Genomic DNA, 17,081 nt, shown 5'->3' on the forward strand with positions numbered 1-17,081 from the left:
CGGTAGCCCCCTCCCGACGGTCCAGCGTTGTCCCGTGCGGCGACGGCCGGCTCCCTCCCCGAGTCGGCTGTGCCGGCTCTCGATGCTAGGGAACCCACCGGTGACGCACCGGCGATTGCCCAAACAAGCACCACCGGCCACCCCTTCGGGGGTGGCCGGTGGCCCGGTCGAGCCAGGTGGGGAGGGGCGTCAGGAGTAGAGCGCGTCCACCTCGGCGCGGAACTCGCGCATCACGACGTTCCGCTTGAGCTTGAGGCTGGGGGTGAGCTGCCCGCCCTCCTCGGTCCACTCGGCGTCGAGGACCGAGAACTTGCGGATGGACTCCGCCTTGGAGACGGCCTTGTTGGCGTCCTCCACCGCGGCCTCGATCTCGGCGCGCAGGTCGGGGTCGTCGAGCAGCCGCCCGACGTCGTCGGCCTTGCCGCGGGCGGCGGCCCAGACCGGCAGCGACTCGCGGTCGATCGTGACGAGGGCGGCGATGAAGGGCTGGCCGTCGCCGACGACGATGCACTGGTCGACCAGCGCGTGCGCCCGCAGCCGGTCCTCGAGGACCGCGGGGGCGACGTTCTTGCCGCCGGCGGTCACCAGGATCTCCTTCTTGCGGCCGGTGATCTTCACGAAGCCCTCGTCGTCGACCTCGCCGACGTCGCCGGTGTGGAACCACGCGTCGGCCTCGAGCGCCTCCCGGGTGGCGTCCTCGTTCTCCCAGTAGCCGGCGAAGACCTGCCCGCCGCGGAACAGCAGCTCGCCGTCGTCGGCGACGCGCACGGCGGTGCCGGGCAGCGGGCGGCCCACGGTGCCGACCTTCTGGGCGTCCGGGAGGTTGACGGTGAGCGCCGCCGTGGTCTCGGTGAGCCCGTAGCCCTCCAGCACGGTCAGGCCGATGCCGCGGTAGAAGTGGCCGAGCCGGTCGCCCAGGGGCGCGCCGCCGGAGACCGCGAACTGGCAGCTCCCGCCGAGGGCGTCGAGCAGCTTGCCGTAGACCAGCTTGGCGAACAGCGCGTGCTGGGCCCGGACGGCCAGTGACGGACGACCCTTGTCGAGCCCGCGGGACCAGGCGATCGCCACGTCGGCGGCCCGGTCGAAGATCTTGCCGCGTCCCTCCGCGGTGGCCTTCTGCGAGGCGGTGTTGAAGACCTTCTCGAACACGCGCGGCACGGCCAGGATGAACGTCGGCCGGAACCCCTGCAGGTCGGGCAGCAGGTTCTTGATGTCGGGGGAGTGGCCCAGCCGGGTGCGGGACTTCACGCAGCCGATCTGGATGATCCGGGCGAAGACGTGGGCCAGCGGCAGGAACAGCAGCGTGGAGGCGCCCTCGGCGTCGAAGAGCCGCTCGAGCTCCTCGACGGCCACGCCGAGCTCGAACATGAAGTTGCCGTGGGTGAGCATGCAGCCCTTGGGCCGCCCCGTCGTGCCCGAGGTGTAGATGAGCGTCGCGAGGTCCAGCGGCGTGGCCGTCGTGCGCCGCTTCTCCAGGTCGTCGTCGCTGATGTCGGCGCCGAGGCGGCGCAGCACGTCGACGGCGTTGTCGGTCAGCGACCACACGTGGTTGAGCGCCTCGAGGCCGCCGCGGACCTCCGCGACGCGCGCGACGTGGTCGTCGGTCTCGGCGACGACCGCGCGGGCGGCGCTGTCGCGCAGGATCCACTCGATCTGCTCGGCCGAGGAGGTCTCGTAGATCGGCACCGTGACGGCGCCGGCGAACCAGATCGCGTAGTCGAGCAGGGTCCACTCGTAGCGCGTCTTCGAGATCAGGGCGACCCGGTCGCCGGTCTCGACACCGGCCGCGACCAGGCCCTTGGCCACCGCGGTGACCTCCGCCAGGAACTCGGCGGCGGTGACGTCGCTCCAGGCGCCGTCGCCCGCGGGGCGGCTGAAGACGACGGCGTCGGGCGCCTCCTCGGCGTTCCTCACCACGTCGTCGGTCAGGTTGCCGGTCCCCGGGACCTCGATCGTCAGGGGCGTGGAGAACTCCCGCACGCTTCCTCCTCCGAGCACGTCGATTCGGGCGCCCGGACGGGCGCCTCGTCGCAGGCTACCGCCGCCGTCGGACGCCTCTCCCATCCGGTACGCTGCCGCATCGATCCACCCGCCGACCCCGCCCAGCAGCCGCGACCTCCAGGGGGCCCCGCATGGCCGAACAGACCACGTCGTCGATCACCGTCGACGCCGCCCCGGCCGAGGTGATGGCGGTGATCGCCGACTTCGCGGCGTACCCGCAGTGGGCCAAGGGCGTGCAGACCGCCGACGTCGTCGCGACGTACCCCGACGGCCGCGCCGAGCGGGTCTTCTTCGCCCTTGACGTCTCGCCGATCAAGGACGAGTACACCCTTGAGTACCAGTGGGACGGCGACCGCGAGGTCACCTGGACCCTCGTCGAGGGCAAGATGCTGCGGGCCCTCGACGGCGCCTACGTGCTCCGCGACCTCGGCGGGTCCACCGAGGTGACCTACCGGCTCGCCCTCGACGTCTCGATCCCGCTCATCGGCATGCTGAAGCGCAAGGGCGAGAAGATCCTCATCGACACGGCGCTGAAGGGTCTGAAGAAGCGCGTCGAGTCGCGCTGACGCGCCGCATGCGCATCCTCCTGCTCACCGGCAAGGGCGGTGTCGGCAAGTCCACGGTCGCGGCCGGTACGGCGGCGCTCGCGGCCGCGGCCGGGCACCGCACCCTTGTGCTGTCCACCGACGCGGCCCACTCGCTGGCCGACGCCTTCGGCGTCGAGGTCGGTCCCGAGCCCACCGAGGTCGGGGAGCGGCTCTTCGTCCAGCAGGTCGACGCCCAGCTGCGGTTCCAGCAGTCCTGGGGCGAGGTGCAGCGCTACCTCCTCTCGGTCCTCGACACCGTCGGCGTCGACCGGCTGGCCGCGGAGGAGCTGACCGTGCTGCCCGGCGCCGAGGAGGTGCTGGCCCTGCTCGAGCTGCGGCTGCAGGTCCTCTCCGGGGAGTGGGACGTCGTCGTCGTCGACTGCGCGCCGACCGCGGAGACGCTGCGGCTGCTCGCGCTGCCCGAGGCGCTGGGGTGGTACATGCAGCGGGTCCTCCCGACCCAGGCCCGTGTCGTCAAGGCGCTCAAGCCCGTCCTCACCCGCGCCGCGGGCGTGCCGATGCCCGGTGGGAGCGTCTTCGAGGCCGTGGAGCGGCTGCACGCCGAGCTCGACGAGGTGCGCTCGCTGCTGCAGGGCCCGGACGCCAGCGTGCGGCTGGTCCTCACCCCCGAGGCGGTCGTCGCCGCCGAGGCGCGACGGAGCTGGACCACGCTGTCGCTCTACGGCTACCGCGTCGACGGCGTGGTGGCCAACCGGGTCTTCCCGCCCGCCGACGGCGACGACTGGCGCGCCGGCTGGGTCGCGGCCCAGGCGCGCGTGCTCGCCGACGTCGAGGAGTCGTTCGTCGGGCTGCCGGTGTGGCGCTCGGAGTACCGCGCCGCCGAGCCGGTCGGGGTCGACGCCCTGCGCACCCTCGCCGCCGACGTGTACGGCGGCTCCGACCCGCTCGCGGCGCCCGTGGGCGAGGGGCCCTTCCGCGTCACCCGCACCGGCGGCGGGGCCGTGCTGCGCCTCCGGCTGCCGCTGGTCAACCGCGCGGAGGTCGACCTGGCCCGCCGGCACGACGAGCTGGTCGTGACCGTCGGCTCCTACCGCCGCCTGCTGACCCTGCCCGCCGGCCTGGCGCGGCTCGACGTCGCCGGTGCCCGGGTCGAGGAGGGCGAGCTGCAGGTCCGGTTCCACGAGGCCCGGCCCGCGCACGCCCGGGGGGAGAGCGCATGAGCGACGACGAGCACGACCGGCCGGAGGACGTCGGCAGCGTGGCCGAGGAGGCCGCCAAGCTGTTCGGCGCGCTGGGCGACTGGGCGCAGGACAACGGCTCCGGACTGGGTGCGGGACTGGGTGCCGGGCTGGGCGGCTTCGCCGCCCAGGCGGCGGCCGCGGCCCGGCAGGTCGACGAGCACGTCGCCACCGGGGCCCCCGAGTGCACCTGGTGCCCGGTGTGCCGAGCCGTCCACGCCGTGCGCAGCACGAGCCCGGAGGTGCGCAACCACCTGCTGGCGGCAGGATCCTCCCTGTTGCAGGCGGCCGCGGAGGCACTCGCCACGGCGGTGCCCGACGACCGTCGCCGGCCCCCCGACGGCGGGCCGCCGGCAGACGCAGGAGTGGAACGGATCGACCTGGACCCCGACGACGGGGCTGACGAGTGGCCGGAGGACGAGGGATGACGCTCACGTGTGGCGTGGACGTCGGCGGGACGAAGATCGCCGGCGGTGTGGTGGACGAGGAGGGCAAGGTCCTCGAGGAGCTGCGCGTGGAGTCGCCCGCGACCGACGCGGAGGCGATCGAGGACGCCATCGCGGGGCTCGTCGCGGAGCTGCGCACCCGGCACGAGATCACGGCGGTCGGCGTCGGTGCGGCCGGCTACGTCGACAAGGGCCGCGCGGTGGTGATGTTCGCGCCGAACATCGCCTGGCGCGACGTACCCCTCAAGGCGGAGCTGGAGCAGCGCGTCGAGCTGCCGGTCGTGGTGGAGAACGACGCGAACGCCGCGGCCTGGGGCGAGTTCGTCTTCGGCGCCGGTCACGACGTCGACGACCTGCTGCTGGTCACCGTCGGCACCGGCATCGGCGGCGGCATCGTGCTGGACGGGCTCCTGCACCGCGGCGCGTTCGGCGCCGGCGCGGAGATCGGCCACATGCGCGTCGTCCCCGACGGCATCCGGTGCGGGTGCGGGAACCGCGGCTGCTTCGAGCAGTACGCCAGCGGCTCGGCGCTCGTGCGCGACGCCCGCGCCGAGGCGGTCACCGGCAACCCGGCCGCCCGCAGCCTCCTGGCGCGTGCCGGCGGCGACACCGCGGCCATCACCGGACCGCTCATCACCGAGGCGGCGCGTGCGGGCGACCCGTTCGCCGTGGCCCAGCTCGCCGAGCTGGGTCGTTGGCTCGGCGAGGGCATCGCCTCGCTCACCGCCGTGCTCGACCCCGCGGTGGTGGTCATCGGTGGCGGCGTCAGCGAGGCCGGCGAGCTGCTGCTCGGCCCCATCCGCACGGCGTTCGTCGCGGAGCTGCCCGCTCGCGGGCACCGCCCGACGCTCGAGATCCGCCGCGCCACGCTCGGCAACCGCGCCGGGCTCATCGGCGCGGCCGACCTCGCCCGCCGCTGAGGCGGCTCCCGTGGCCCTCCACATCGGCGTCGACGTCGGCGGCACCAAGGTGCTCGCCGCCGAGGTCGACGCCGCGGGCGCGGTGCTGCGCACGGCCCGGCGCTCCACCCCGGGGCGCCGCGTGGACGCCGTGCTCGTCGAGCAGGCGCTGAGCGAGGCGGTCGCCGAGGTCGCCGACGGGCGCCGCGTCGACGGGGTGGGCCTCGCCGCGGCGGGCTTCGTGGACGCCGCGGGGGAACGGGTGATGTTCGCGCCGCACCTGCCCTGGCAGGGCGAGGACGTGCGCGCCCGCCTGGCCGATCGGTGGGGGACGACCGTCGTCCTGGACAACGACGCCAACTGCGCCGCCCTCGCCGAGGGGACGCTCGGCGCGGCGCGGGGCGTCGCGGACTTCCTGCTGATCACGATGGGCACCGGCATCGGCGGCGGCCTCGTCCTCGGCGGGCGCGTCCACCGCGGCCGCAACGGCATGGCCGGGGAGTTCGGCCACGCGCAGGTCGTGCCGGACGGCCAGCCCTGCGAGTGCGGCGGTGCCGGGTGCTGGGAGCAGTACTCCAGCGGCAACGCGCTCGTCCGCTTCGCCCGGGCCAGGATCGGCCGGGAGCCCACGATGCTGGAGCAGCTGTGCGGCGGCGATCCCAGCACGCTGGTCGGCCCGATGGTGACCGAGGCCGCCGAGCAGGGCGACCTGGTCGCCCGGCAGGCCTTCGCGTCCGTCGGGGACTGGCTCGGCGTCGGCCTGGCGAACCTCGTCGCGGCCTTCGACCCCGAGCTCGTGGTCGTCGGCGGCGGGGTCTCGGCCGCCGGTGACCGGCTGCTCGAGCCGGCCCGGCACGCCCTCGTCCGCTCGCTCGTCGGTGCCGCGCACCGCGAGGTCCCGCCCGTCGTCCGCGCCCGGTTCGGCCCGGAGGCCGGCGTGGTGGGCGGCGCGATCCTCGCGCGCCAGCGCTCCTAGCCGGGCGCGCGGTCGCGATCTCCGGCAAGCCGGCCGACTACCCCGCGGTCAGAGCTGGGCGCCGTCGTCCCAGGGGTCCCGTGGGCCGCGGGGCATCTGCCAGACCAGGTAGAGGAAGCCGCCGACGAACCCGGCGACCAGCGCGTAGGAGACCACCTGCGGCAGGCCGATGCCCAGCACCAGGAACAGCAGCAGGACGGCGGGGGCGCCGAAGACGCCGGTCCACGCGGCGAGGCGGGCGCCGACGGGGCGCGGCAGCGGCGGCGGCTCGGGCGGGACGAAGCGCTCCTCGTCGGCACGCGCGAGGTCGCTCTCCGGCTCCTCGGGCAGCGGGACGTCGTACGTCGGCGGCGTGGCCGGAGCGGTCGGCGCGGGTGCCGGCGCAGGCGGTTCGTCGTCGAGGGTCGGCCGGTCGCCGTAGTTCTCGACGATCGAGCGCCAGACGTCGTCCTCGTCGTCGCGCTGCACGAGGACGAGGTTACGCGGCGGTGACCCGCCGCACGAACGCCGCGGTCTCCTCGACGATGGTGGGGAGGTCGTGGTCCAGCGTCGCCACGTGGTAGCTCTCCGGCAGCGACACCTCGGTGACGTCGCGCGAGGAGACGCCGGAGACGACGAGCGGCTGGGTGAGCCCGTCGACCACGTGGTCGACCGTCGAGCGGAGGTAGAGCAGCGGGGCCGTGACGCGCGGCAGGTCGGACACCAGCCCCGGCCACGCGCGGAACATCGAGTGGGCCGCCTTCAGCGGCGTCCGGGTGTAGCCGTGCTCCTCGGCGCCGGGCTTCTTGATGTCGTTCGCGATCCCGGGGAAGGACCCGACCACGTGCTTGAGCACCGGCAGCAGCCTGACGTCCTTGCGGGCCGTGGCCAGGGCGGGGTTGACCACGACGACCCCGGCCACCGCGTCGCCGTGGTCGGCCGCGAGGCGCAGGGTCAGCGCGCCGCCCATGGAGAGCCCGCCGACCACGACCGCGTCGTGGGAGGCGCGCAGGTCGGCGAAGACGCGCGAGAGCTCGGCGTACCAGTCGTCCCACGTGGTCGTGTTGCAGTCCTGCCAGCTCGTGCCGTGCCCCGGCAGCCGCGGCACCTCCACGCCGTACCCCTGCTCCGCGAGCGCCTCGCCCCACGGCTTGATCGACGCGGGCTGGCCCGTGAAGCCGTGGCTGAGCAGCACGCCGACGCGTCGACCACCGGTCAGCTCGGGGCGTGCCGGGGCGGACAGGGGAGCGGCCAGCGGGTGGAGCGTCGGCTCGATCGTCATGGCGGCACCTTAGGTCTAGGGTTGCCTCGTCCGGGCCGGGTCGTGGAAGGTGCGCCGCGTGTTCTATTGGTTCCTGAAGTGGGTGGCCCTCGGGCCGTTCCTGCGCGTGATCTTCCGCCCGCAGGTCGCCGGCGCCGAGCACGTCCCCACCGACGGCCCGGCGATCCTCGCCAGCAACCACCTGTCGTACGCCGACTGGCTGTTCATGCCGCTCACGCTGCCGCGCCGGGTGACGTTCGTGGCGAAGGCGGAGTACTTCACCAGCCCGGGCATCAAGGGCTGGTTCCAGAAGCAGTTCTTCTCCGGTGCCGGCCAGGTCCCGATCGACCGCGGCGGTGCCAGCGCGGCCGAGGGCGCGCTGACCGCGGCCAAGCGGATCCTGGGGGAGGGCGGCCTGTTCGGCATCTACCCCGAGGGCACCCGCAGCCACGACGGCCGGCTCTACCGCGGCAAGACCGGTGTCGCCCGGCTCGCGCTCGAGACGGGTGTCCCGGTCATCCCGGTCGCCGTCGTCGGCACCGACGTGGTCGCACCCCCGGGCAAGACGTTCGGCACGTTCACCCGCCCGGTCGTGCGCTTCGGCAAGCCGCTGGACTTCTCCCGCTACGAGGGGATGAGCAACGACCGCTACATCCTGCGCTCGGTGACCGACGAGATCATGTACGAGATCATGCGGCTCTCCGGCCAGGAGTACGTCGACACCTACGCCGCCCAGGCCAAGGCCGAGTCCCGCAAGGCCGAGCGCGCCGAGCAGTCGGGCGACGCCGCGGCGGACCGTCCGGGCGAAGAGAAGAAGGCGTCCTGAGCGCAGACCCGGCCCGGTCCAGTGCCGGGCTGGCGGTCGAGGACCGGCTCTTCCGGGCGCTGGCCGTCCTGCGTGGGGTCACCCTGGCCAACGCGGTGGTGCTCAACCTCTACCGCGCCGAGAACTTCCAGCGCCCCGCCGGCGGGGTCGCCTGCGTGCTGGTGATGGCGGCGTGGACCGCCTTCGCCGTCTGGGCGTACGCCGCGCCCCGGCGCCGCACGGTCGTCCTGCTCGCCGCGGACCTCGCCGTGGCGGTCGCGCTGCTGGCGGCCACCCCCCTGGTGAAGGGCGACGGCTTCAACGCGACCGTCCCGGGGTTCTGGGTCGCGGGGGCGCTGCTGGCCTGGGCGGTCCGGTACCGCTGGGTGGGCGGCCTGGTGGCGGCCGCGGTGCTGGTGGCGGCCGACGTGCTGGTCCGCGAGGAGCTGACCCAGTCCAACTACGGCAACGTCTTCCTGCTCTTCATCGGCGGTCCGATCGTCGGCTTCATGTGCGGGTCGCTGCAGGAGATGGCCGCCGAGCGCGACCGCGCCGAGCGGTCCGCCGCCGCGGCTGCGGAGCGCGCCCGGCTGGCACGCGCCGTGCACGACGGCGTGCTGCAGGTGCTCTCCCTGGTCCAGCGGCGCGGCGCCGAGCTCGGCGGCGAGGCGGCCGAGCTGGCGCGGCTCGCGGGCGAGCAGGAGTCCCGGCTGCGGACCCTGATCCGCACCCAGGAGCGCACGACCGACGAGGCCGCCGGCGGGAGCGGAGCCGGCGCGGTCCTCGACCTGGCGGCGGAGCTCGGCCGGCTGGAGTCCCGCGCCCAGGTGACCGTCGCCGCGCCGGCGACCCCGGTCGAGCTGCCGCGCGACGTCGTGCGGGAGCTGTGCGCCGTGGTCGGCGCCTGCCTGGACAACGTCGCGAACCACGTGGGGGCGCAGGCTCCGGCCTGGGTGCTGCTCGAGGCGTTCCCCGACCGGGTCGAGCTCTCCGTGCGCGACGAGGGGCCCGGCATCCCCGAGGGCCGGCTCGAGCGGGCCGCGGCCGAGGGCCGGCTGGGCGTCAGCGAGTCGATCCGTGGCCGGGTCGCCGACCTCGGCGGGACCGCGACGCTGAGCACGGGCTCGTTCGGCACCGAGTGGGAGCTCGTCGTCCCGGTCCCCGCCCCCGGCTCCGCGGGAGCGGCGGACCGGCGCCGCTAGTCTCCGACCGTGCCTGTCAGACCCCAGCCCGTCAGCGAGCGGGAGATCACCGCCCCGGTCCCGCTCACCTCTGCCGACGGCCGGCTCAACCCCGACGCGGTCGGCTGGACCCGCACCCCGCTGCTCACCACGGACGGAGTCGGTCGTGGCCGCCGCGGTCGGGGTCGCAACAAGCGCTGGGAGTACTGGGCGGTGACCACGCCGACCCACGTGGTGGCCCTGGTGACCTCCGACATCGACTACGCAGCCGTCCACGGCATCTGGCTGCTCGACCGCGCCACGGGTGAGTCGGTCGCCCACGACGCGATCGGCGTGACCGGCCGCAGCGCGACGCTGCCCGGCACGCTGGGCCACGGACCGGTCCGCTCGCGGACGCGCCGGCTGCGGATCGACGTCGAGGAGGTCGAGGGCGGGACCCGCCTGCGGGCGAGCGGGCCGCGGGTCGAGGTCGACGTGGTGGCGCACCGGCCGGAGGGGCACGAGTGCCTGGGCGTGGTGGTGCCGTGGAGCGACCGTCTCTTCCAGTACACCGTCAAGGACGTCGCGCGCCCCGCGACCGGCACGATCCGCCTCGACGGGCTCGCCGCCGACGTACCGGCGGGGGAGTCGTGGGCGACCCTCGACCACGGCCGCGGCCGGTGGCCCTACGACGTGCGCTGGAACTGGGGCGCCGGCGCCGGACGCACCGACGGCCACGTCGTCGGCATCCAGGTGGGCGGGCGCTGGACCGACGGCACCGGCTCGGTCGAGAACTCCCTCTACGTCGACGGGCACCTCTCCAAGATCAGCGAGGAGCTGGTCTGGGACTACGACCGTGACGACTGGATGGCGCCCTGGCGGGTCTCGGGCGCCTCGGTCGACCTCGCCTTCACACCGTTCCACCTGCGCCGCTCCGTCACCGACCTGCGGGTCTTCGCGTCCCGCACCCACCAGTGCTTCGGGCACTGGGCGGGCCGGGTCCGCGACGACTCGGGAACGTGGATGCGGGTGGCGGACGTGGTCGGCTGGGCCGAGGACGTCCACAACCGCTGGTGACCCCGTCCGGCGGTGGTCGCTAGCCTCGGGCGCGATGACCATCCACGACACCCACCCGTTCGCCGGTGAGGACGACCCGGTACGTCGCTTCCGGGGCCGGCTCGGCGGCACGGTCACCCTGTGGACGGCCGGGGCGGGCGCCGGACGGGCCGGGCTCACGGTGACGTCGCTGATGGTGGCCAACGGCGAGACGCCGCGGGTGCTCGCGCTGCTCGACCCCGACTCCGACCTCCTCGACGCCGTGCGCGACACGGGCCGGGCCGTCGTCCAGCTGCTCTCGTGGGCCGACCGCGGGCTCGCCGAGATGTTCGCCGGCACCGCACCGGCGCCGGGCGGGCTGTTCCGCCAGGCCGAGTTCGTGGACACCGCGCACGGCCCGCGGCTCGCCTCGACCACCACCTGGGCCGGTGTCGAGCTCGAGGAGGAGCGCGAGGTCGGCTGGTCGTCCCTGGTCACCTGCCGCCTCGTCGCGGCGGAGGCCGGCGAGGACGGCGACCCGCTCGGCCACCGGCGGGGACGCTGGCTGCGCCTGTCCCAGGAGAAGGGGGCCCCGTGACCGACCCGACGACGCCGATCCGCGTGATGGTCGTCGACGACCACCCGATGTGGCGCGACGCGGTCGAGCGGGACCTGCAGCAGGCCGGCTTCGAGGTCGTCGCGGTGGCCTCCACCGGCACCGAGGCGCTCGCGCGGTTCAAGGCGGCCCGGCCCCAGGTGGTCGTGCTGGACCTGCAGATCCCCGAGCCCGACGGCGTCGGTGTCACCCGCGAGGCGCTGGCCCACGACCCGTCGGCGCGGGTGCTCGTGCTGAGCGCGAGCGGGGAGCAGGCCGACGTGCTGGAGGCGGTCAAGGCCGGCGCGACCGGCTACCTGGTCAAGTCCGCCTCGCGGCAGGAGCTCCTCGACGCCGTACGCCGCGTGGCGCGCGGCGACACCGTGTTCACCCCCGGCCTCGCCGGCCTGGTGCTCGGCGAGTTCCGGCGGCTCTCGGACCCCGCGGCGGCCACCGACCCGACGCAGCCGCAGCTGACCGAGCGCGAGACCGAGGTGCTCAAGATGGTCGCGAAGGGGATGTCGTACAAGCAGATCGCCGAGCGGCTCGTGCTCTCCCACCGCACCGTGCAGAACCACGTGCAGAACACCCTGCGCAAGCTCCAGATGCACAACCGGGTCGAGCTCACGCGCTGGGCGATCGAGCAGGGCCTGGACGAGGACTGATCTCGGCTCCCCTGCAGGGGTCCCCGGTGCACCGGGGACTCCCGCGCTTACCGGGGCAGATCTGCCCCGGTAAGCGAGGGACTGCCCCGGGAAGTGGGAGCAGTGGGGCTCGAGTGACGCCGACCGACGGCCCGCCCGGCCAGCTCGGTCAGCCGCGGGCGGGGTGCGGCCTCCCGCCGCCGGGGGAGGCGTCGACGAGGTCGTGCTGCACGCCGTACCGCGCGCGCAGCCGGGCGTCCTGGGCCTCGCGGTACCGCTCGCCCCGGCGGGTGCGCGGCCCGAGGGTCGGCGGCAGCCGGTCGAGCGCGGCGTTCACCGCGCCGAGCACCGGCCCGGCGGCGCGGACCGCGTGCTTGAGCTGCGTGTCGGCGATGCCGAGCTCGTCGGCGATCGCGTCCCCGATGAAGACCCGCTCCAGCGCGGCGACGACGGTCGGTGCGACCGGGTGCAGCACGGGCGGGACGAGCTGCTCGATCTCCGGCACGAGGAAGTCCGAGCCGATCGCGCCCACCAGCTCGCGGCAGTACTCGTCCACCGGCGGCCGGGTGAGCAGGTAGATCCCCTCGAGCGCCTCCTGCTCCGCCTCGTCGGTGGGCAGGAGCGCGGGGTCGATGCCGAGCAGGTGGCCGAGGTAGCGCCAGCGGGCGTAGTACGCCGCCTGCTCCTCCGGACGGTACGGCGCACCGATGGCGCGCATGCCGCGCAGCGGGATCAGGCAGAACTCGACCAGGGTGTAGGCCAGGTAGGACTGGCAGATCGGGACGCCCCAGGCGGCGAGGTCCCAGGCATCGTCGTCGAGCAGCGAGCGTCGCACCAGCGCGTGGATGACCCGCACCCGCACGGTGAGCTCGAAGCCGTCGGCGAAGCGGGACAGGCCGCCCTGCGCGTTCGCCGCGACCAGCCAGGAGGCGACCTCGATGGTGCGCATGCCGGCGTTCTCGATGTAGCGGCCGGTCATCTCCAGCGGCCGCGAGGCCGCCGAGTTGGCGTAGCCGCTCACCAGGGACGCCGCGCCGAGCACGATGCCGGCCTGCCGGGTGTAGCGGCCCAGGTGCGCACCGGCCCGGTCGATCCCCTCGAGGTCGACCCACTCCGGGGTGGCGTCCAGCTGGGCGAACAGCGCGCGCAGCGAGTCCGGCGCGTCCGGCACCGCCCCGATGCCCTCGCGGCAGGCGGTGCGCAGCATCCGCATCGCCCTGCCGTGCCCCAGGCGCGGGACGTCCGCGACGAAGGCGTCGGCCAGCGGGTCGCCGTCCCACATCGCGGCGAGGTACGTCGCCGCCAGCTGCGGGTAGCGCTGCCGCGCCAGCTCGACGTGGCGCAGGGTGGCGGGCAGGGGGCGCTCGGCGAGGAGTCGGCCGGTGGTCGCGGCTTGCATGCCACGACCCTAGAAGTGAGGATGTCTCACCTTCCATTCACTTCTCTCCGGTCTCCCGACAGGACGTCGACATGGCCCACAAGCAGCGGATCCTGCCCACGCAGCAACGTGCCGTGCAGATGCGCAGGGCCCTGCTCGACGCTGCCCTTCACCTTCTCGGCGAGCGCGGCGCCGCCGGGCTGACCACCACCGCGATCGTGGAGCGCGCCCACGTCAGCACCGGCACCTTCTACCGGTACTTCAACGACAAGGCGGAGATCGTCACGGCGCTGCGCGACGAGGCCGTCGCGGCGGTCGACCGGGACCTCCGCGAGGCGGTGGTCCGCGCGCTCGACCTCGACCTGCCCGACGCGGTACGCGAGATCGTCTCGACGCTGGTGTCCGGCTTCGAGGAGCACGGCCCGGTCGTGCTGGCCGTCGTCGACGCCCAACCGGGCGGCATCAACGCCAACGTGCTGCCGGAGATCGAGCGGGACCTCTTCCACCTCGCGGCCGTGATCCCGCGGCGGCACCTGCCCGGCGTGCCCCCCGAGCGGCTGGAGGCGCTGGTGTTCATGACCATGGGCGTGGTGGTCGCGACCTCGCTGCGGATCGCGCTGTTCCGCCCGCCGGGCTCGGACCGTGAGGCGCTGGTCGACGTGGCGACCTCGATGCTCGTCGCGGGGCTGCGGTCCTGACCGGCGGCGCGCTCGCGGGCGGGGCATGGGTAGGTTCCCGGCATGGCCGACGCGACGAGCGAGCTGCTGGCGATCGCCGACGAGCTCTACGCGCTCGACCTCGCGGAGTTCACCCCGGCACGCGACGCCCGGGCCAAGGAGCTCAAGGGCACCGACCTGGCCAAGCCCGTCAAGGCGCTGCGGAAGCCCGCGACGGCCGCGTGGGTGGTCAACCTGCTCGTGCGGCACGAGACCGAGCAGGTCGAGCAGGTGCTGGCCGTCGGTGCGGCCCTGCGCGAGGCGCAGGCGTCGATGTCGGGGGAGGAGCTGCGCGCGCTGACCCGCCAGCGCCGCCAGCTCACGGCCGCGGTCACCAGCCAGGCCCGCGCCGTGGCCAAGGAGCACGGCCTCCGCGTCACCGATGCGGTGGCCGACCAGGTCGAGGCCACGCTCACCGCCGCGATGGTGGACGAGGGCTGCGCGAAGGCGGTCCGCAGCGGCCTGCTCGTGGCGTCCATCGAGGCGACCGGCGTCGAGGAGGCGGACGCGGGTGCGGCCGTGGCGCTGCCCGAGGCGCTCGGGTTCGCCGCCGTCCCACGGGAGTCCGCACCGCCGCCCTCGCGGCCGAGGCTGGAGGTCGTCCCCGACCCGGAGGCGGACGCCAAGGTCCGCCGCGCCGCCGAGGAGAAGCTGGCGCAGGCCGAGTCCGAGCTCGCCGAGGCACAGTCGGACCTCGACGAGGCGGGCGAGGAGGTCTCCCGCCTGGAGGCCCGCGGCCTCCAGCTCCAGGCCGAGATCGACGAGCTCAAGGCCAGGATCGCGGCGCTCGAGGAGGACCACGACGCCCTCGACGAGGAGCTGGCCGACGCCGAGGACACCCGCGACGAGGCCAGCGCCGCGGTCGACGACCTCACCCGCGCGCGCGACGCGGCCAGGGCGGCGCTGGAGGGGCTCGGCGGGTGAGGCGGCGGCTGAGGCCGGGCCTCAGACCTGCGCCCACCCCTTCGAGCGCTCCACGGCCTCGCGCCACCGCACGTGGGAGGCGTCGTACGCCGTGCGGTCGCGGCCGGGGGTGAAGGAGCGGTCGAGCGCCCAGGTCTCCCGCAGCTCGTCGGTCGACGACCAGACGCCGGTGCCGAGGCCGGCGAGGAACGCCGCACCGAGGGCCGTCGTCTCGACCAGCTCGGGCCGCTCGACGGGCACGCCGATCTGGTCGGCCTGGACCTGGCAGAGCAGGTCGTTGGCCGAGGCACCGCCGTCGACCCGCAGCGACGACAGCGCGGCGGGCATGGTCTCGAGCACGTCGCGGACCTCGAAGGCGATCGCCTCGAGGGTCGCGCGGACCAGGTGCGCCCGCGTGGTGCCGCGGGTGACGCCGATGATCAGCCCGCGGGCGTGCGGGTCCCAGTGCGGGGCGCCGAGCCCGGTGAGCGCGGGGACGAAGACGACGCCCTCGCTGGAGGGCACCGTCGCGGCGATGGCCGCGGTCTCCGCGGCCGAGCCGACGACCTGGAGACCGTCGCGCAGCCACTGCACCGCCGCGCCGGTCACGAAGATGGCGCCCTCGAGCGCGTAGGTCAGCTCGCCGTCGGGGGAGCGCCAGGCGGCGGTCGACAGCAGCCCGGCGTCGGACCGGGGCAGCTCGGTGCCGCAGTTGGTGAGGATGAACGAGCCGGTGCCGTAGGTGCACTTGGAGTCGCCCACGTCGAAGCAGGTCTGGCCGAAGAGCGCGGACTGCTGGTCCCCGGCGATGCCCGCGATCGGCAGGGACAGGTCGAGGAAGGACCGGGGGTCGGTGACGGCCAGCTCGCCCCAGTTGGGCACCAGCTCGGGCAGCGCGTCGCGCGGCACGCCGAAGAGCCCGCACAGCTCGTCGCTCCAGTCGCCGGTGCCGAGGTCCATCAGCAGCGTGCGGCAGGCGTTGGAGACATCGGTGACGTGGTGCAGGCCGCGCGTCATCCGGGCGACCAGGTAGGAGTCGACCGTGCCGACGGCGTACCGGCCCTCCTCGACCAGCGCCCACGTGTGCGGCTCGTGCTCGGCGATCCACGCCAGCTTGGTGCCGGAGAAGTACGGGTCCAGGCGCAGCCCGGTCAGCTCGGCGACCCGGTCCTCGTGCCCGCCGTCGCGCAGGCGCGTGCAGATGTCGGCGGTGCGCCGGTCCTGCCACACGATCGCCCGGCGCGGCGACCCCAGGGTCTCCCGGTCCCACAGCAGGACCGTCTCGCGCTGGTTGGTGATCCCGACGCCTCGCAGCTCGGAGCGGTCGACCCGGCCCAGCACCTCGCGGCACGCCTCGAGCGTGGCCTGCCAGATCTCCTCCGGGGAGTGCTCGACCCAGCCGGGCTGCGGGAAGTGCTGGGCGAACTCCTGGTAGCCCTTGGCGGCGATCCGGCCGTCCGGGGTGACGACGACGGCGGTGACGCCGGTGGTGCCGGCGTCGATCGCCAGCACGCTCACGCGGTGCCCCGCACGACCTCGAGCACCCGCTGGTCGATCCAGGTCAGCTCCGGGTCGACCCGCATCTCGTAGTTCTCGGTGCCGACCCAGGCGGCGAAGTCGCGGTGCCCGCGGTCGGTCGCGAACGCCTCGAGCTCGCGCCGCAGCTCGTCGTCGACCGGCACCTTCTCCTCCTCGGTCGAGGCGGTGAGGTAGAGGTCGTTGAGGTCCAGCAGCCGCCCGAGCTCGGCGACCGGTGCGGCGTGGTCGTCGACGCGCAGGTCCACCGCGATGTCGTCGCCGCCGGCGTACCCGGCACCCTCGCTGACCACGAGCAGGGCGGCCGACTGGCGCCCACGCTTGTCGCCGCCGGCCTCGTCACCGGCGGCGAGCGCGGCGAGCAGGCGGTGCGCCAGGGGCGCGGCGGGGTCGGAGCCCTCGAACGCGCGCTGCATCGCCTCGACGACCTCCGGGCCGGTGAGCACGTTGCCCTGGACGGCGTACCCCTCGCCGGTGGCGCCGCCGGCCCAGTCCAGGCAGTCGGTCCCGGTGTGCGTGGCGGCGTTGCCGTCGACGTCGACGATGCCGACCTGGCGGTCCGCGCGCCCCTCGTCCTCCTCCAGCAGCCGGTCGAGCGCGACCTGCGCGGTGGCGCCCTCGTCGAGGTGGGCGAGCGCGATGCCCTTGTAGGCCACGTTGGCGTCGGCCTGGGTGGCGATCGCGCCGACCTCGGCGACTGCGGCGGGCACGACGGCCCCGACGGCGAGGAACTTCGAGGCGACGGCGACGCCCCAGGACTCGCCGTCGGCGGAGCGGGCCACGATCGAGAAGGTCATGGCGGGAGGGTAGCGAGCGGCACCGCCGGCTCGGCCCGCCCCGGGACGCACCGGGCGGAGGAACCGCTACCCGCGTGACCTCGGGCGCACTAGGGTCGGCGACGACTTGAACGATCCAAGGCCACCGGGCCCACGGCCACCACGCGGTCGCGGCCACGGCCACG

At 74.7% G+C, this 17,081-nt stretch carries 18 protein-coding genes; 12 read left to right on the top strand and 6 right to left on the bottom strand.

Annotation, left to right across the window (positions count from 1 at the left end; genetic code table 11):
• Nucleotides 1-189: 189 nt before the first annotated feature.
• On the bottom strand, nt 190-1,980 hold the full coding sequence (locus tag OSR43_RS07875) for a long-chain fatty acid--CoA ligase (RefSeq protein ID WP_302270708.1): 1,791 nt from the start codon (nt 1,978-1,980) through the stop codon (nt 190-192).
• A 152-nt stretch (nt 1,981-2,132) separates the two neighbouring features.
• Between OSR43_RS07875 and OSR43_RS07880 the strand changes: the two genes are divergently transcribed.
• The 5 genes from OSR43_RS07880 to OSR43_RS07900 are packed head-to-tail and all read left to right on the top strand — an operon-like array spanning nt 2,133 to nt 6,108.
• A complete protein-coding gene (locus OSR43_RS07880) occupies nt 2,133-2,567 on the top strand; it encodes an SRPBCC family protein (RefSeq protein WP_302270709.1) in 435 nt (144 codons plus the stop codon).
• Nucleotides 2,568-2,575: 8 nt separating this feature from the next.
• The gene (locus tag OSR43_RS07885; RefSeq protein WP_302270711.1) at nt 2,576-3,769 is read left to right on the top strand and encodes an ArsA family ATPase; all 1,194 of its coding nucleotides are present in this window, start codon (nt 2,576-2,578) and stop codon (nt 3,767-3,769) included.
• On the top strand, nt 3,766-4,215 hold the full coding sequence (locus OSR43_RS07890) for a hypothetical protein (protein ID WP_302270713.1): 450 nt from the start codon (nt 3,766-3,768) through the stop codon (nt 4,213-4,215). Before OSR43_RS07885 ends, OSR43_RS07890 begins: the two co-directional genes overlap by 4 nt.
• Complete coding sequence (locus tag OSR43_RS07895; protein ID WP_302270715.1) at nt 4,212-5,153, top strand: ROK family glucokinase; 942 nt, start codon at nt 4,212-4,214, stop codon at nt 5,151-5,153. Before OSR43_RS07890 ends, OSR43_RS07895 begins: the two co-directional genes overlap by 4 nt.
• 10 nt (nt 5,154-5,163) lie before the next feature.
• Nucleotides 5,164-6,108 carry an ROK family protein gene (locus OSR43_RS07900; protein ID WP_302270717.1) on the top strand — a complete coding sequence of 315 codons (945 nt, stop codon included), beginning with the start codon at nt 5,164-5,166 and terminating at the stop codon, nt 6,106-6,108.
• A gap of 48 nt (nt 6,109-6,156) precedes the next feature.
• Here OSR43_RS07900 and OSR43_RS07905 read toward each other — a convergent pair whose 3' ends face one another.
• The gene (locus tag OSR43_RS07905) at nt 6,157-6,576 is read right to left on the bottom strand and encodes a hypothetical protein (protein WP_302270718.1); all 420 of its coding nucleotides are present in this window, start codon (nt 6,574-6,576) and stop codon (nt 6,157-6,159) included.
• 10 nt (nt 6,577-6,586) lie between these two features.
• Nucleotides 6,587-7,369: a carboxylesterase gene (locus tag OSR43_RS07910; RefSeq protein ID WP_302270719.1), complete on the bottom strand. Its 783-nt coding sequence runs from the start codon at nt 7,367-7,369 to the stop codon at nt 6,587-6,589.
• 58 nt (nt 7,370-7,427) lie between these two features.
• Here OSR43_RS07910 and OSR43_RS07915 point away from each other — a divergent pair, with 58 nt between their 5' ends.
• From OSR43_RS07915 to OSR43_RS07935, 5 genes are read left to right on the top strand one after another with little or no spacing between them, the layout of a single operon-like run.
• Entirely contained in the window at nt 7,428-8,174 is a 747-nt protein-coding gene (locus OSR43_RS07915) for a 1-acyl-sn-glycerol-3-phosphate acyltransferase (protein ID WP_302270720.1), read from the top strand.
• Nucleotides 8,175-8,203: 29 nt separating this feature from the next.
• Nucleotides 8,204-9,355, top strand: coding sequence for a MacS family sensor histidine kinase (locus OSR43_RS07920; protein ID WP_302271633.1), 1,152 nt, complete (start codon nt 8,204-8,206; stop codon nt 9,353-9,355).
• Nucleotides 9,356-9,364: 9 nt separating this feature from the next.
• Nucleotides 9,365-10,390, top strand: coding sequence for a DUF2804 domain-containing protein (locus OSR43_RS07925; protein ID WP_302270721.1), 1,026 nt, complete (start codon nt 9,365-9,367; stop codon nt 10,388-10,390).
• Nucleotides 10,391-10,424: 34 nt separating this feature from the next.
• Nucleotides 10,425-10,946, top strand: coding sequence for a flavin reductase family protein (locus OSR43_RS07930; RefSeq protein ID WP_302270722.1), 522 nt, complete (start codon nt 10,425-10,427; stop codon nt 10,944-10,946).
• Between the two features lie 26 nt (nt 10,947-10,972).
• Entirely contained in the window at nt 10,973-11,608 is a 636-nt protein-coding gene (locus OSR43_RS07935) for a response regulator transcription factor (RefSeq protein WP_302271636.1), read from the top strand.
• 148 nt (nt 11,609-11,756) lie between these two features.
• On the opposite strand, the gene OSR43_RS07940 is transcribed toward OSR43_RS07935, so the two are convergent.
• The gene (locus OSR43_RS07940) at nt 11,757-12,986 is read right to left on the bottom strand and encodes an oxygenase MpaB family protein (protein WP_302270723.1); all 1,230 of its coding nucleotides are present in this window, start codon (nt 12,984-12,986) and stop codon (nt 11,757-11,759) included.
• A gap of 71 nt (nt 12,987-13,057) precedes the next feature.
• Here OSR43_RS07940 and OSR43_RS07945 point away from each other — a divergent pair, with 71 nt between their 5' ends.
• Together OSR43_RS07945 and OSR43_RS07950 are read left to right on the top strand one after the other, a co-directional pair.
• Nucleotides 13,058-13,663 carry a TetR/AcrR family transcriptional regulator gene (locus OSR43_RS07945; RefSeq protein ID WP_302270724.1) on the top strand — a complete coding sequence of 202 codons (606 nt, stop codon included), beginning with the start codon at nt 13,058-13,060 and terminating at the stop codon, nt 13,661-13,663.
• 42 nt (nt 13,664-13,705) lie between these two features.
• A complete protein-coding gene (locus tag OSR43_RS07950; protein WP_302270725.1) occupies nt 13,706-14,605 on the top strand; it encodes a hypothetical protein in 900 nt (299 codons plus the stop codon).
• A gap of 21 nt (nt 14,606-14,626) precedes the next feature.
• On the opposite strand, the gene OSR43_RS07955 is transcribed toward OSR43_RS07950, so the two are convergent.
• Complete coding sequence (locus OSR43_RS07955; RefSeq protein WP_302270727.1) at nt 14,627-16,102, bottom strand: glycerol kinase GlpK; 1,476 nt, start codon at nt 16,100-16,102, stop codon at nt 14,627-14,629.
• Nucleotides 16,099-16,917 carry a DUF1028 domain-containing protein gene (locus OSR43_RS07960; RefSeq protein WP_302270728.1) on the bottom strand — a complete coding sequence of 273 codons (819 nt, stop codon included), beginning with the start codon at nt 16,915-16,917 and terminating at the stop codon, nt 16,099-16,101. The genes OSR43_RS07955 and OSR43_RS07960 overlap by 4 nt, the downstream gene beginning before the upstream one ends.
• Nucleotides 16,918-17,081: the final 164 nt, after the last annotated feature.

This window comes from Nocardioides sp. Arc9.136 (assembly GCF_030506255.1).
Taxonomy (GTDB): domain Bacteria; phylum Actinomycetota; class Actinomycetes; order Propionibacteriales; family Nocardioidaceae; genus Nocardioides.

Excerpts from the sequence above, each read along its gene's own strand:
- OSR43_RS07895 (WP_302270715.1), top strand. The coding sequence starts at position 4,212 with ATGACGCTCACGTGTGGCGTGGACGTCGGCGGGACGAAGATCGCCGGC.
- OSR43_RS07885 (WP_302270711.1), top strand. The coding sequence starts at position 2,576 with ATGCGCATCCTCCTGCTCACCGGCAAGGGCGGTGTCGGCAAGTCCACG.
- OSR43_RS07945 (WP_302270724.1), top strand. The coding sequence starts at position 13,058 with ATGGCCCACAAGCAGCGGATCCTGCCCACGCAGCAACGTGCCGTGCAG.
- OSR43_RS07940 (WP_302270723.1), bottom strand. The coding sequence starts at position 12,986 with ATGCAAGCCGCGACCACCGGCCGACTCCTCGCCGAGCGCCCCCTGCCC.
- OSR43_RS07935 (WP_302271636.1), top strand. The coding sequence starts at position 10,973 with ATGGTCGTCGACGACCACCCGATGTGGCGCGACGCGGTCGAGCGGGAC.
- OSR43_RS07930 (WP_302270722.1), top strand. The coding sequence starts at position 10,425 with ATGACCATCCACGACACCCACCCGTTCGCCGGTGAGGACGACCCGGTA.
- OSR43_RS07950 (WP_302270725.1), top strand. The coding sequence starts at position 13,706 with ATGGCCGACGCGACGAGCGAGCTGCTGGCGATCGCCGACGAGCTCTAC.
- OSR43_RS07910 (WP_302270719.1), bottom strand. The coding sequence starts at position 7,369 with ATGACGATCGAGCCGACGCTCCACCCGCTGGCCGCTCCCCTGTCCGCC.
- OSR43_RS07960 (WP_302270728.1), bottom strand. The coding sequence starts at position 16,917 with ATGACCTTCTCGATCGTGGCCCGCTCCGCCGACGGCGAGTCCTGGGGC.
- OSR43_RS07890 (WP_302270713.1), top strand. The coding sequence starts at position 3,766 with ATGAGCGACGACGAGCACGACCGGCCGGAGGACGTCGGCAGCGTGGCC.
- OSR43_RS07880 (WP_302270709.1), top strand. The coding sequence starts at position 2,133 with ATGGCCGAACAGACCACGTCGTCGATCACCGTCGACGCCGCCCCGGCC.